11 protein-coding genes and 9 tRNA genes are annotated in these 12,861 nt (G+C 48.8%); 15 read left to right on the forward strand and 5 right to left on the reverse strand.

Features of this window, described 5'->3' with window-relative positions; genetic code table 11:
- Positions 1-21 precede the first annotated feature (21 nt).
- Together ltaE and BUQ98_RS02905 are read right to left on the reverse strand one after the other, a co-directional pair.
- Positions 22-1,029, reverse strand: a complete 1,008-nt coding sequence (gene ltaE / locus BUQ98_RS02900; RefSeq protein WP_371515110.1) for a low-specificity L-threonine aldolase — start codon at positions 1,027-1,029, stop codon at positions 22-24.
- 174 nt (positions 1,030-1,203) lie between these two features.
- Positions 1,204-2,247, reverse strand: coding sequence for an ABC transporter substrate-binding protein (locus BUQ98_RS02905; RefSeq protein WP_074212418.1), 1,044 nt, complete (start codon positions 2,245-2,247; stop codon positions 1,204-1,206).
- A gap of 289 nt (positions 2,248-2,536) precedes the next feature.
- Between BUQ98_RS02905 and BUQ98_RS02910 the strand changes: the two genes are divergently transcribed.
- From BUQ98_RS02910 to BUQ98_RS02920, 3 genes are all read left to right on the forward strand, one after another.
- Complete coding sequence (locus BUQ98_RS02910) at positions 2,537-3,832, forward strand: NAD(P)/FAD-dependent oxidoreductase (RefSeq protein ID WP_074213556.1); 1,296 nt, start codon at positions 2,537-2,539, stop codon at positions 3,830-3,832.
- 122 nt (positions 3,833-3,954) lie between these two features.
- Positions 3,955-4,563: a 2OG-Fe(II) oxygenase gene (locus BUQ98_RS02915; RefSeq protein WP_074213557.1), complete on the forward strand. Its 609-nt coding sequence runs from the start codon at positions 3,955-3,957 to the stop codon at positions 4,561-4,563.
- A 47-nt stretch (positions 4,564-4,610) separates the two neighbouring features.
- Complete coding sequence (locus tag BUQ98_RS02920) at positions 4,611-5,246, forward strand: alpha-ketoglutarate-dependent dioxygenase AlkB family protein (RefSeq protein ID WP_083605175.1); 636 nt, start codon at positions 4,611-4,613, stop codon at positions 5,244-5,246.
- A gap of 95 nt (positions 5,247-5,341) precedes the next feature.
- Here the strand turns inward: BUQ98_RS02920 and BUQ98_RS02925 are convergent, their stop codons facing one another.
- Entirely contained in the window at positions 5,342-6,856 is a 1,515-nt protein-coding gene (locus BUQ98_RS02925) for a M28 family metallopeptidase (protein ID WP_074212419.1), read from the reverse strand.
- A gap of 328 nt (positions 6,857-7,184) precedes the next feature.
- Here BUQ98_RS02925 and BUQ98_RS02930 point away from each other — a divergent pair.
- The 8 genes from BUQ98_RS02930 (at position 7,185) to BUQ98_RS02965 (ending at position 8,335) form a co-directional block, all read left to right on the forward strand.
- Positions 7,185-7,258, forward strand: a tRNA-Cys gene (locus tag BUQ98_RS02930).
- Positions 7,259-7,292: 34 nt separating this feature from the next.
- Positions 7,293-7,369: transfer RNA gene (locus BUQ98_RS02935), tRNA-Met, on the forward strand.
- A 134-nt stretch (positions 7,370-7,503) separates the two neighbouring features.
- A tRNA-Gly gene (locus tag BUQ98_RS02940) sits at positions 7,504-7,579 on the forward strand.
- Positions 7,580-7,614: 35 nt separating this feature from the next.
- A tRNA-Met gene (locus BUQ98_RS02945) sits at positions 7,615-7,691 on the forward strand.
- 134 nt (positions 7,692-7,825) lie between these two features.
- Positions 7,826-7,901, forward strand: a tRNA-Gly gene (locus BUQ98_RS02950).
- Between the two features lie 35 nt (positions 7,902-7,936).
- Positions 7,937-8,013: transfer RNA gene (locus BUQ98_RS02955), tRNA-Met, on the forward strand.
- 134 nt (positions 8,014-8,147) lie between these two features.
- Positions 8,148-8,223: transfer RNA gene (locus BUQ98_RS02960), tRNA-Gly, on the forward strand.
- Positions 8,224-8,258: 35 nt separating this feature from the next.
- Positions 8,259-8,335: transfer RNA gene (locus BUQ98_RS02965), tRNA-Met, on the forward strand.
- Between the two features lie 34 nt (positions 8,336-8,369).
- Here the strand turns inward: BUQ98_RS02965 and BUQ98_RS02970 are convergent.
- Complete coding sequence (locus BUQ98_RS02970; protein WP_074212420.1) at positions 8,370-9,341, reverse strand: sensor domain-containing diguanylate cyclase; 972 nt, start codon at positions 9,339-9,341, stop codon at positions 8,370-8,372.
- Between the two features lie 330 nt (positions 9,342-9,671).
- Here BUQ98_RS02970 and BUQ98_RS02975 point away from each other — a divergent pair, with 330 nt between their 5' ends.
- A complete protein-coding gene (locus tag BUQ98_RS02975) occupies positions 9,672-10,649 on the forward strand; it encodes an arginine deiminase-related protein (RefSeq protein ID WP_083605176.1) in 978 nt (325 codons plus the stop codon).
- Positions 10,650-10,719: 70 nt separating this feature from the next.
- On the opposite strand, the gene BUQ98_RS02980 is transcribed toward BUQ98_RS02975, so the two are convergent.
- Positions 10,720-11,079: a HopJ type III effector protein gene (locus BUQ98_RS02980; protein ID WP_074212421.1), complete on the reverse strand. Its 360-nt coding sequence runs from the start codon at positions 11,077-11,079 to the stop codon at positions 10,720-10,722.
- Positions 11,080-11,261: 182 nt separating this feature from the next.
- Here BUQ98_RS02980 and BUQ98_RS02985 point away from each other — a divergent pair.
- The 3 genes from BUQ98_RS02985 to BUQ98_RS02995 all read left to right on the forward strand — a co-directional run bounded on the left by BUQ98_RS02985 (position 11,262) and on the right by BUQ98_RS02995 (position 12,802).
- Positions 11,262-11,352, forward strand: a tRNA-Ser gene (locus tag BUQ98_RS02985).
- Between the two features lie 215 nt (positions 11,353-11,567).
- Positions 11,568-12,203: a SagB/ThcOx family dehydrogenase gene (locus tag BUQ98_RS02990; RefSeq protein WP_074212422.1), complete on the forward strand. Its 636-nt coding sequence runs from the start codon at positions 11,568-11,570 to the stop codon at positions 12,201-12,203.
- Positions 12,204-12,298: 95 nt separating this feature from the next.
- Positions 12,299-12,802: a P-loop nucleotide/nucleoside kinase family protein gene (locus BUQ98_RS02995; RefSeq protein WP_074212423.1), complete on the forward strand. Its 504-nt coding sequence runs from the start codon at positions 12,299-12,301 to the stop codon at positions 12,800-12,802.
- Positions 12,803-12,861: the final 59 nt, after the last annotated feature.

Consider the following 12,861-nt stretch of genomic DNA (forward strand, 5'->3'; position numbering starts at 1 on the left):
AGGTCGGCGCGTTGAAAAGGCTTATTGTGATGCTTTCATGGCCGTTATCAGGGTATCGATATCTGCTCGGCAGATATCTTTGTGCGTAACCAAGCGTGCAGGGTTGCCACTTAACGCCACCTCAATCCTTTTTTCCTTCAATCGCATTTGCAGGCGCATACGGTCGATATGGCTGGCTATATCGACGTACACGATATTGGTTTGTACCGAGTATGAGGTGGTGGAAAACCCTTCAAGCTGGTCCAGTTTAGCCGCTAAATAATGAGCATTAGCATGATCTTCTGCTAAGCGGTCAACGTTCTCTTTGAGCGCTTGGTGTCCGGCTACCGCTAAGATCCCAGCTTGACGCATCCCCCCACCTAGCATCTTACGTAAGCGCCTAGCCTTGTAAATTAACGCTTTAGATCCGAGTAAGAGAGAGCCAACGGGTGCTCCCAGCCCTTTAGACAAGCAAATGGTCATAGAGTCAAAGTGGCAGCTGATGGCAGTGATATCAACGCCCAAAGCGACCGCGGCATTGTAGACTCTGGCGCCATCAAGGTGTAATTGCAACTGGTGTTGGTCGCAAAACGCACGCGCTTCGGCTAAGTATGATAATGGCAATACTTTACCACCGATGGTGTTTTCTAAGCTCAACAGCTTGGTGCGGGCGAAATGGAAGTCGTTAGGTTTAATCGCAGCGGCTAATGTATCGAAAGCCAGCGTCCCGTCGGGCTCATTCTCAACAGGTTGTGGCTGAATAGAACCGAGAACAGCTGCTCCCCCTGCTTCATACTTATAGTTATGCGCTTGTTGACCGCATAAATATTCGTCACCACGCTCACAGTGGGCCATTAATGCCAGTAAATTGGCTTGGGTGCCTGAGGCCGTAAACAGCGCAGAGTCAAAGCCGTGTCGTTCGGCTGCCCATTCCTCTAGCGCATTGATGCTGGGATCATCGCCATACACATCATCGCCGACAGGGGCATTAGCCATTGCATCGCGCATGGCAGAATCAGGTTGAGTCACAGTATCAGAGCGAAAATCGATCATGGAGCAACATCCTTGTGAGGTTGATGGTGGGGTGTTTTGATTCAGATTACCAGAGCATAGCAAAAACGCATTGACTAAAAACAGTGACAAAGAAAGGAACGGGTATCGGCTATGAATAAGGCCTCAAACGATGAGGCCTTAGATGCAGATTGATGAGGTAAGCCTTAACGGTTAGCTTTTCAGCATCTGCCAATATTTTTGGTAGATTTTAACGGCTTCACCGACATCATTGGTGAACTCACCTTTTTTCACCGCCTCATCCGATGGGAAAATGGTGGTGTTTTCTTTAAGCTCTGCGTCCAAAAAATCAGCGGCTCGAGTGTTCGGAGCGGGATAACCAAACTCTTCCACTAGCTTCGCTTGATTCTCGGGCCGATACATAAAGTCGATAAACTGGTGCGCGAGGGTTTTGTTTTCTGCGTTTTTGGGAATGATAAAGTTATCCATCCACAAAATAGCCCCTTCTTGTGGGTACACGAATTCTATGCCATCGATCTCTTGTTGCGCCATATGGGCATTGCCATTCCACTGCTGACCAATATTGACTTCACCGGTAACAAAAGGCACGTGAGGAGCATCTGAGTTGTACACGACTACGTTGTCTCGTAGGTCACGTAAGTACTGATAGGCTTGCTTAATTTCCGCTTCATCAGTGCTATTAATGCTATGACCTTGGGCTTTCAATGCCATGCCAAATACATCACGCACATCATTGAGTAGCATCACCTGTCCACGAAAATCTTCGCGCCATAAATCCGCCCATTTTGTAACGTTACTACCATCAACGTAATCACTGTTATAGCTAATACCGGTGACACCAAAGACATAAGGAAGGGAATAGTCGTTTGTTTGATCAAATGGCTGGCCGAGTAAGCCTGGACGTAATTGATCAAAATGGCTGATTTTTTGCTTATCAATCTGCGCCAGCATGTCCTGATTCACCATGCGCTCAATAAAGTAGGTGGAGGCGAAAGCAAGATCATAGCCTTCGCTGCCAAGCAATTTTAGCTTGGCATACATGGCTTCATTACTCTCAAATGTGGAGTAATTAACGTCAACCTGGTATTCCTCTTCAAAGGCTTCTATCACGTCCATGGGCATGTATTCAGCCCAATTGTAAAGGTTGAGTACCTTATCGTCGGCGTTTACGCCGCTCGCAAATACGGCTGATAGTGCGAGGGCTGTGGCGGTGATCCCGTGAGAGATTTTTTTCATTATCATGGTCCTTCAATGGCTTACTGGCCGAGTACACGTCGGGCGCATCATATTGTACCCAGCCCTTGTGTCAACGAGTTTTGTTTAACCAACAATCATTTCGTGAAACGTCCCGCTAACGGTAGCAGAATCTTGCTGTTCATCCCTAAAGGATTGGGTATTTTTGCTAAAAGAATGGCTTGTCAGCCGGGAAGCTGAATGCCACTATCTGCGACGTTGGCGTAGTGTGGTGATGGTCATCTCACGCTACTTATTCTTTATTCATTCACCAAGAGTAACCATTGAGAGCATGGTAAAAACCTTTCGCCCTGATCCTCACTTTCATGCCGAGACGAACTACTACGTCGCAACCCAAAACCAAGCGCTATCGTTACCCTCTTTGGCCGGTGCCCACCATGCTGACGTTTGCATCATTGGTGCGGGGCTCACTGGACTTAATGCGGCGATAGAATTGCGTCAGCGTGGGTACGATGTTGTGGTATTGGAGGCGGAAACCGTTGCCTGGGGAGGCTCTGGCCGCAATGGTGGCCAATGCTTAGTGGGATACTGTTTGGGGTTGCGTGAGCTCCATGAAACCTATGGACCGAGCTGGGGGAAACAGTTATGGGACTTATCCGTTGAAGCGGTCGACATCGTTCGTGAGCGTATCCAAACGCACCAAATCGATTGTGACTTTCAATCGGGTTACATTGAGCTGGCATTAAACGTATCCCAGCAAAAGGAATTACAAAGTTGGTACGCGCTAAAGCAGGGGGAGTATCAGTACCCTGTTGCGCAGTGGTGGGATAAAACCCAAGTGGCAGCGGTGGCACAGACGGATCGATATCTGGGTGGCTTGTATGATCCTAATAGTGCGCATCTTCATACGCTTAATTACACTCTTGGGCTTGCGCAAGCGGCGACACTAATGGGGGTAAAGATTTATGAGAACACCCCGGCCACGGCATTGGTAAAAGGTCAGCCACATTGTGTGAAAACACAAAGAGGGCAAGTGCACGCTCCGCAGGTATTGCTGGCATGTAATGCGTACCTTGAGGGCTTAGATCGACAAGCGCAAGCGAAGGTATTGCCGGTTGCATCGTTTATTGCGGTCACCGAGCCACTTGGTGAGCGTATGCCGATTACCAACCGCATGGCGATGTCTGACTTGAACAATTGCCTTGACTACTTTCGCCCAACGGCGGATGGACGCTTACTCTTTGGTGGCGTAAATCATCCGTTTAATCGTGAGTATAAAGATTCGGCTCAACGATTACATCAGCGCATGACGAAGGTGTTCCCCCAGTTATCGACGGTGAAAATGGACTACCACTGGGGTGGGATGTTTGCGGTCACTCGAAGCTATATGCCTCATATCGATCATTTAGGAAATGATGTTTATACCGCGCACGGCTACACTGGACATGGCGTCGGGTTAACCAATATCGCTGGGCGTGTCATTGCCGAGGCAATGGATGGGCAGGCGAGTCGTTTTGATGTGTTTTCCCATCTCAAGCAAGGTTGGATCCCTACCCCTAAAGTATTACGCAGCCCAGCACTAGCGTTAGCGATTTGGAAAGCCAAATTGGAAGACTTACTCGGCTAATCGGTACGCTGGTGACATGGGCGATCGATAAGCAGATCTTATCGTCACGATAAAGAATACGTGTTGCCTCCTGAGAGAAAGGCAGTAAGGTGGCCTCTTCAGTTGCGGGGGGAGATAAGTGTTTGAACACGCTAACGATCATTGATGATATTGCCACTCACGGCCTAAGTGTATGTGATGCCTTCTTATCACCGCAAGAGGTGGTTGATTTACAAAGATGTTTGCCCGAACAGTGGGCGCAGGCGACAATCGGGCGCGAGAAAAAACAGCATACCAACACACAGATCCGTCGTGACAAAATTCATTGGTTGGAACGTGACAAAATGCCGGCGGTGGATACCCTGCTGGATAAAATGGCGGATCTGCAACACGCATTTAACCGGCACTTATTTTTGGGATTGTTTGAATATGAGGCACATTTCGCTAAATACAATCCGGGTGATTTTTACGCTAAGCACTACGATGCCTTTGAAGGGCGCTCAAATCGCAAAGTGACTACGGTGTTGTATCTAAACCGTGATTGGTCAGAGCGAGATGGTGGCGAAATCGTCATCTATAACCCGGATGGTAGTCATCGCCAAACCTTGTGGCCTAAAGCTGGGCGACTCGTGACATTTTTATCTGAAGCTTTCCCTCATGAAGTGTTACCGGCCAAACGTCAACGATTTAGCATTGCGGGCTGGTATCGACTTAATGGCATGAGTGGTCAACGCGTTGATCCAATCCGTTAACCCCAGCCATACTGAAGGCTAGGCGATAATAACGGTAGTAATTCTATATGGCCCATCCTCCACAGCAACAAAGCTTTTTTACTGATACTGGGTTTGATAGCCAGCAGAGCGTCAATATGCCCCAGGCCGAGATTGATTGGCGACCTAACTGGCTACCTCTTGAACAAGCTGATGCATTGTTCACAGCGCTTCGTGAGCAGGTGCCGTGGCAACAGCTTCCCATCACACTATTTGGTCGTACCATGATGCAACCGCGCTTGTTAGCGTGGTATGGCGATCATCCTTATACATACAGTGGGCTAACACTTCAGCCTTTGGCATGGACACAAACACTTTTCGATCTCAAAGCGCGGGTTGAAGCACAATGCCACACACCATTTAACACCGTTTTGTTAAATCGTTACCGTGACGGACGTGATTACATGGGCTGGCATCAAGATGATGAGCCTGAATTGGGCTGCAAGCCAGTTATAGCATCATTGAACTTGGGTGCCAGTCGCCGCTTTCTGTTTCGTCACCTTGCACGGCAGGAAAAGCGTGAGTTCTTACTCAACCATGGCTCATTATTGGTCATGGCAGGAGAGACGCAAACGCATTGGCAGCATAGTTTACCCAAGACCCAACTACCGATTGGTGAGAGAATCAACCTGACGTTTCGATTCGTCAATCCTGCTGATGAGTAAGTGTAAAAGAGTAGGGCGCCACTGGCTTACCAAGATTGTATTTGGGGCGGGCTGGTGGCGCCATGTCGTTGAGTCAGTGATGACGAACAGGATGACTATTCAACAACCAGGCTAACGTTTTGATAATCGCGGTAACCGCGCAGCATGACAGAAAATGTTCCGGGGGCTGCATTATTAAAGCGACAGGTTTCATTATTGCCACCTTGGTAAGGACGACAGTCCCAGTTGTTGGTGCTGGCTTCTTCGCCCTGCTTAACATAGAGGTCGACATCGCCACTGCCACCATAAGTACGGATCACAACGTCACTATTTTGCGCCAACTCATAAGTGAAGGTACGTTCGTTCCCTCGGTTTCCGGAAATACCATTCACAGGCTGGCCGAGTGTTAGGCGGTTTGAGGGCTCTGGTTGGCTGTCGGCGTTGGCCAATTCGACGGTATATGCCAAGCCCAGCTTAGTAAATTTGGCCGCATGAACTCCCTCGCTATCGCTGTTGGCTAGCGTGTCTTGCGGCGTATGAATTCTCGGATTGGCGTCACTGAATTTCGCTTCAAATGGCATGGCTGCTGGATAGCCCGCTTGGTGCCAAGAGGCATGGTCAGAGCATGCATAACCACAGGTATCAAAGCCATACTGCAGAGAGGGTAAATAGGTATCTAGCAATTGGGTTAAATATTGAGTGAGGCCGCTGTCGGTATAATCGGTGATAAACACAATGTCGTCGACCGATCCTTGATAGTTGGTCATGTCGAGTTGTAGTACGCCGCGGACATCTTTACCTTGTTGCTTAAATTGGTTCGCAATGGCCTGCGAGCCGCGTAATCCCACCTCTTCGGCAGCGTAGGCGACAAAGGCAATACTACGCTTGGGTTGAAAGTTATTCTGTGACAATACACGGATGATCTCTGTGACGGCCGCAATGCCGGAGGCATCATCATCAGCGCCCGGTGCAATACTTTGCTCATTCGTTCTTGATCCAATGGTCGAATCCAAGTGGCCACCAATGACAACCCATTCATCAGGCTTCTCACTGCCTTCGATGGTCATCATGACAGATGCTTGGTTGTATCCACTATGTGCCACCTGAGAGACGGTTACGCCCGATAAACTCTGTGACAGAGATTGCCAGCGTTGTTTGATCCAATCTGAAGCTTGGGCGCCAGAGGTGGTGGTGTAAAAACGATTGGGAAAATCGGTGAGACGATCAATGGTATTAATAATTAGCCCCGTCTCAATTTGGCTTAGCCACGGAGTAACCAACGTCTGTTGATTAATCTCGGGGGCAATAAAGCTGGCGCGAGAGACTGGCATATTACTTGCCGCCATGGCGCTTTGGGCTGAAGGATGCACGATATAGCCCCCACAGCGGTGATGATTCTCGTGCATCTCATGGGAGAGTTCGGCAAGCTGGCTTTCGCTGACTTCACCGACCCACGCCTTGCCATTGCTCGCGATTGATTGCGCGAGCATAGGTTGCGCTCCTGCGGCACGGGCCGTTTGTTGTGCATCTGCACCAATCGAAATCCATACTGTATCTTCACGACTGTTTGCCGAGACGCTTGTCACGCTGGCGCTGAGTAAAACGGCAAGGGCCGTACGTTTATAATTCATGGTTCCTCCTTGAAGTGAATTGCGTCGCATAATTCCGCACGACTTGTTCACTTTAGAAGAAAAAGACACAGTGTTAAAAAATAAAGACAATTTAGAGTGGATAGATAAATTGTCACAAAAATGTTAATAGTGCGGTTCCCACGGTTCGAACCTGTCAATATAGGCCTTACCTCAGCAAAAAATGCTGAAAATAGCAGCGAATTGTTTGAAGTTTGATGTTTTTGTTTGCAAAACAGTCAACTGAAACCTTTTTTAAATAATAAGTGTTGACTCGATCACGTTAATCCGTAGAATGCCTCCCCGTACCGCAGAGGCGGAAACAAAGAAAGGCGCGTTGGCAGAGTGGCTATGCAGCGGATTGCAAATCCGTGGACCTCGGTTCGACTCCGGGACGCGCCTCCATGTTTCACTCTAGAAGGTGCACTTGAAAATCGGACGCGGGATGGAGCAGTTTGGTAGCTCGTCGGGCTCATAACCCGAAGGTCGGTGGTTCAAATCCATCTCCCGCAACCAATTTTAGGTTGTTAAAGAAGCGTTTAACGATTGATGATAAATCAATGCGACCTCCGGTCGGCACCGTTGCACGGCGCGTTAAATCCATCTCCCGCAACCAATTTCAAAGCGTATTGCAACGCTCAATTGCATAGGCGACATTAGCTCAGCTGGTAGAGCGCGACCTTGCCAAGGTCGAGGTCACGAGTTCGAACCTCGTATGTCGCTCCAAGTTTTGCCCACATCAAGCATGTTGATGTTACGGACGCGGGATGGAGCAGTTTGGTAGCTCGTCGGGCTCATAACCCGAAGGTCGGTGGTTCAAATCCATCTCCCGCAACCAATTTTAGGTTGTTAAAGAAGCGTTTAACGATTGATGATAAATCAATGCGACCTCCGGTCGGCACCGTTGCACGGCGCGTTAAATCCATCTCCCGCAACCAATTTAAAAGCGTATTGCAACGCTCAATTGCATAGGCGACATTAGCTCAGCTGGTAGAGCGCGACCTTGCCAAGGTCGAGGTCACGAGTTCGAACCTCGTATGTCGCTCCAAGTTTTGCCCACATCAAGCATATTGATGTTACGGACGCGGGATGGAGCAGTTTGGTAGCTCGTCGGGCTCATAACCCGAAGGTCGGTGGTTCAAATCCATCTCCCGCAACCAATTTTAGGTTGTTAAAGAAGCGTTTAACGATTGATGATAAGTCAATGCGACCTCCGGTCGGCACCGTTGCACGGCGCGTTAAATCCATCTCCCGCAACCAATTTCAAAGCGTATTGCAACGCTCAATTGCATAGGCGACATTAGCTCAGCTGGTAGAGCGCGACCTTGCCAAGGTCGAGGTCACGAGTTCGAACCTCGTATGTCGCTCCAAGTTTTGCCCACATCAAGCATGTTGATGTTACGGACGCGGGATGGAGCAGTTTGGTAGCTCGTCGGGCTCATAACCCGAAGGTCGGTGGTTCAAATCCATCTCCCGCAACCAATTTCTAGGTTGTTTTCTATTTTAATCCCCATTCTTACCCAATGCCTTGATGTTCTATCGGAACAGGGTACGGCCTTACATTGCTCGTCGCATCCAATAGCATTGTTTCTAACGTCACGGTTTCATCGATCTGAGTGAAGTGCGCTAACCCTACCGAGTAGACAAAGGGGTAGCGGTCTGATGATAAACGGCGGCAAAGGCGTAGGTAGAAGCGCTCCAATTGGGCCTCTACGGCATCCACATCCTGTTGAATTAATAACACCGCAAACTCACAGCCTTCTAGGCGGCCAATCCAACCGACATCATCAAACACATCAGTCAAACACGCAGCAAATTCTATTAGCACCTTATCACCAGCGTATTTACCATACCGATGGTTAATCCCCTGCAATTGGCGAACATCAAAGTGCAATAATGTGTGTTGCGATTCAATGACGACATCATCCGTTAAATAGCTGGTGATTTCACGATAAAAACCACGTCGATTGAAGACGCCAGTGAGCGAGTCGATCACGTTTTGCTGAGTCATGACGAGCTCATGTTCAACAATTTTCGCTAAGTCTAAGAGCGCTCGTTGGCAAGCTTCGGTCAGTTCACGCGGGTGATGATCAATAACACAGAGCGTTCCGAGTAAATGCTCACTATCAAGGCTAAACGGAAAACCAGCATAAAAGCGGATGTATGGGTCACCGGTGACTAAAGGGTTATCAGCAAAGCGTGGGTCTTGGCGAGTGTCATGAACAATCAGTGGATCCAGTTGATGAATGGCATGACCACAAATTGATTCACTACGCCCTGTTTGGTTCACCGCTAAACCACGCTTAGCCTTGAACCACTGGCGCTCTTCATCTATTAAACTAATGGCGACCATAGGGCACTCGGACACATAGGCTGCAACACGGACAATACGCTCGAATCTGTCCTCGTGGCCGGTATCTAGGATCCCCAGATCGTGTAACGCGATAAGTCGCTGTTGCTCGTTATGGGTTGGTTGCGCCGGTTCCATGCAGTTTCCTCCCTATTGACACTTTTACTATAGTCAACCACACCCTATTCAGGGGGAAGGATTGGCCATATTTATAATGTTTTTATCCCAATAAAGAGCGCGTCAAAATTTCTCAAGTCCCAATAAAACAATCAGTTATTGATATGCAGTGAAAGCGTTTGCTATTTACGCGACGAGAGAGCAAAACTTGATTTGTAAAAAACTTGTTTCAATGATATTTTCCTGCGGTTATTCATTTCATCGGGATAGGTCGTCGCACGTTTGAAAGTGATCGTGTACGCTGCCGCCCTCCTATACTGTTTTAATCATGTTGTTTTAGAAGGTTTGCTTATGGCGTTTTTAGCGAGCTGTGATACCCAATATCCGATGACGCATCCCCACGCAGCATCGGCTGTCGTCATGGTGCCCCCGTTTCATTTTAAATTTAATGCTCAAACCAGTGAGGATAACGGTTTTCAACACGCGCCGTCGCTACCTGATGAGGAAGTGAAAGCGCGCGCCATGGCAGAATTCAATAATATGGTGATGACCCTGCGTCGTCACGGCCTTGATGTGGTGGTGATGGAATATCCAGAGTCTGATCCTGTCACTCCGGATGCGGTATTCCCAAATAATTGGTTCAGCACGTTGCCGAGTGGCGAGCTCTATCTTTACCCGATGGCATGTCCAAACCGTCAATTAGAGGTCAAGCCGGAGCGCCTGATGGCAGCGTTGGATAGAGCAGGGTATGCGGTTAATCACGTACACAAAGTGAAGTGTCATGACAAAGATGATGCCTTCCTAGAGAGCACGGGCGCGATGGTGATTGATCATCTGAATCAGCGAGTGTATGCAGCGTTGTCGCATCGTTGTGATAGTATTCTCTTAACGGAATGGGCAGCCAAAGTGGGTATGCGCCAAGTCGTGAGCTTTAACACGGAGATGAGCGACGGCAATCCTGTTTATCATACCAATGTGATGATGGCGGTTGGCGAAGAGTTTGCTGTTGTCTGTGACGAAGTCATTGACGCGGGACAGCGTGACTTTGTTTGCAGCACGCTGAGCCAAGATAAAACCTTAGTGTCGATCAGCGAATCACAGATGAATGCACTCTGTGGAAACATCTTGCAGCTACGAAACCGATACGGTGAATCCGTTATTATTATGTCGCTTTCGGCTTATAGTGCCTTTACTGAAGCGCAAAAGCGCACACTGCGTCAGTTTGGAAAACTGGTACCGATTGATGTGACAACCATTGAGACCATTGGCGGCGGCAGTGTACGTTGTATGATGGGCGAGATATTTTTACCGCGTCAGCAAACCGTCTAGCTTTACCAGGATGACTGGAGAGATAACAACGGCGGCCCAAGTGGGTCGTCGTTGTTAGTTCAGAACCGGGTTATGAATGGACTCGCGCTTTTGCTTTCAAAGGCATCTTGTCGAATGACACGCCCTTCCACCCCGTGACCATAAAGTTACGAATATTTTTATGATCCGTGCCCGATGGGTTGCTAAGTACATCCTCGCGATAGTAGCCCCCAAAACAGGCAAGGGTTTGTACTTCGGTTAACTCGTGGAGTTGGCAAAACGCCAACACTTTGCAAGAGCCTGTGTTTTGTCCGGCTTTGTTCGCGAGATCACCATTAGTAAAGCGCGTCGGAGCGTAGTCATAATGTGCATCTATCACCGCCATCGTCTCGTCAAACATTACCATTTCCGGTGTTTGGGTGACTTTGGCGAGAAAGCTGTCTAAGGTCATGTCGGTTCCTGAGTTAATAACATGCGGGCTCTCAATGAGAGTATATGCACGTTGTACCAACTTGTTCAGCCAATGTGAAGCCGTGTCATGCCAGTAATGGACGAATATCCATCACTTAAACCAAAATTTGTGTTGCAGCACTTTACATTAATCAAGGTCAACATTAGTATATCCAGCAGTTCGGAGGGATGGCTGAGCGGTTGAAAGCACCGGTCTTGAAAACCGGCAAGGGTTAATAGCCCTTCTAGGGTTCAAATCCCTATCCCTCCGCCACATTAAAAAAGCCGCTGAGTAATCAGCGGCTTTTTTTGATCGTGCTAAACACCGATCCCACCAATATAGTCTTGCGTCTTGCGTCTTGCGTCTTGCGTCTTGTTCTGACCCCACATGTTCCATTTGATACCGTAAACTGGGTATTACGTTACTTGGCTGCGATCTTTGTTATCGCCAGTCGTAGGGAAGTACTGTCTGACCACAAGGAAAGAACTATGTTTGTGACGCTACCGGCCCCAGACCAGCAGGACTCCGATTCGTTAGTGCATTGTATTCTGTCGCGCCGCAGCATTCGGGAGTATGCAGACGACGCGTTACCGCTTAGCGTGCTCTCTCAGTTACTTTGGTCTGCGCAAGGAGTCACGGGTGCTCATCAGCAAAAAGCCACCCCCTCAGCGGGCGGCCTTTATCCGCTCCATATCAGACTCGTTGTCAGTCGTGTTACCGGGCTGGCTGCTGGATTGTATGATTATCATAGCGACAGCCATTTGCTTGAACGTGTAGCAAGCAGTGTGCCGCGCGAGATGCAGCGCCTTGGTCTCGGTGACCAGCCATGGTTAACCGAAGCGGCGGTTGTGATGGGCGTAGCGGCAAAGCTTGAAGCGGCGACGCAGCACTTCCACTCGCAGCCCCCTTTAGGCGAGCGTGGTGCGCGCTATGTGTATATGGAAAGCGGCGCATTGGCGCAAAATGTTCACCTGCAAAGCACAGCACTGAACGTTGGCTTTGTGTTGGTGGCTGGGTTTGACGATACCTTGACCAAGCACGCGCTGCAATTAGCCGATCACCTGGAGCCAACCGCACTATTGTGTCTCGGTCATTTATCCCCCATGCGTGATACATTGTATTGAATCTACGGAACAAAGGTTCAAGCAACGAAGGCGATAATTAACTCCCCACAAGCGCCCCTATGAGAGGGCTACTTGGTCTAATTCGTGAGGGAACAATGAAAGTAACAGGGACATTATTCATACTGTGTGGAAAGATGGGCGCGGGGAAATCAACGTTTAGCCAAACACTGGCAAAGCAAGAAAGAGCCATGCTGATTTCAGAGGATGATTGGTTAGCGGCCCACTATGGAGAAAAGATCCAGTCATTTGACGACTACCGATACTACTCAAATTTAATCAAACCTTTTATCAAAGAACATGTCCAGCGCCTGTTATTGCTTGGGGTTAAAGTCGTGATGGACTTTCCCGCTAACACTAAAAAGCAAAGGGGGTGGCTTCTTTCCTTATGTCGTGATGTGGGCGGTGAACACACTCTGTTTTATCTTGATGTCTCCGATGAACAATGCTTGTTACAGATTGGACAACGACGTATTTCGCAGCCGGAGCGAGCTCACTTTGATACCGAGGCGGTCTTTCATCATGTCACCCAGTACTTTGAGCCTCCTCAAGGCAGTGAGGGGTTGAATATTGTCCGTGTTGAAAACACAAATGTTGGATGAATACTTTACGACTGGCGAGATAAAGGTGGCTGTGGCGGTCGTCGCTATGTTTACGTGAT

Source organism: Salinivibrio sp. ES.052 (genome assembly GCF_900141775.1).
Classification (GTDB): domain Bacteria; phylum Pseudomonadota; class Gammaproteobacteria; order Enterobacterales; family Vibrionaceae; genus Salinivibrio.

Excerpts from the sequence above, each read along its gene's own strand:
- BUQ98_RS02920 (WP_083605175.1), top strand. The coding sequence starts at position 4,611 with ATGGCCCATCCTCCACAGCAACAAAGCTTTTTTACTGATACTGGGTTT.
- BUQ98_RS02925 (WP_074212419.1), bottom strand. The coding sequence starts at position 6,856 with ATGAATTATAAACGTACGGCCCTTGCCGTTTTACTCAGCGCCAGCGTG.
- BUQ98_RS02905 (WP_074212418.1), bottom strand. The coding sequence starts at position 2,247 with ATGAAAAAAATCTCTCACGGGATCACCGCCACAGCCCTCGCACTATCA.
- BUQ98_RS02995 (WP_074212423.1), top strand. The coding sequence starts at position 12,299 with ATGAAAGTAACAGGGACATTATTCATACTGTGTGGAAAGATGGGCGCG.
- BUQ98_RS02990 (WP_074212422.1), top strand. The coding sequence starts at position 11,568 with ATGTTTGTGACGCTACCGGCCCCAGACCAGCAGGACTCCGATTCGTTA.
- BUQ98_RS02910 (WP_074213556.1), top strand. The coding sequence starts at position 2,537 with ATGGTAAAAACCTTTCGCCCTGATCCTCACTTTCATGCCGAGACGAAC.
- BUQ98_RS02980 (WP_074212421.1), bottom strand. The coding sequence starts at position 11,079 with ATGACCTTAGACAGCTTTCTCGCCAAAGTCACCCAAACACCGGAAATG.
- BUQ98_RS02970 (WP_074212420.1), bottom strand. The coding sequence starts at position 9,341 with ATGGAACCGGCGCAACCAACCCATAACGAGCAACAGCGACTTATCGCG.
- BUQ98_RS02975 (WP_083605176.1), top strand. The coding sequence starts at position 9,672 with ATGGCGTTTTTAGCGAGCTGTGATACCCAATATCCGATGACGCATCCC.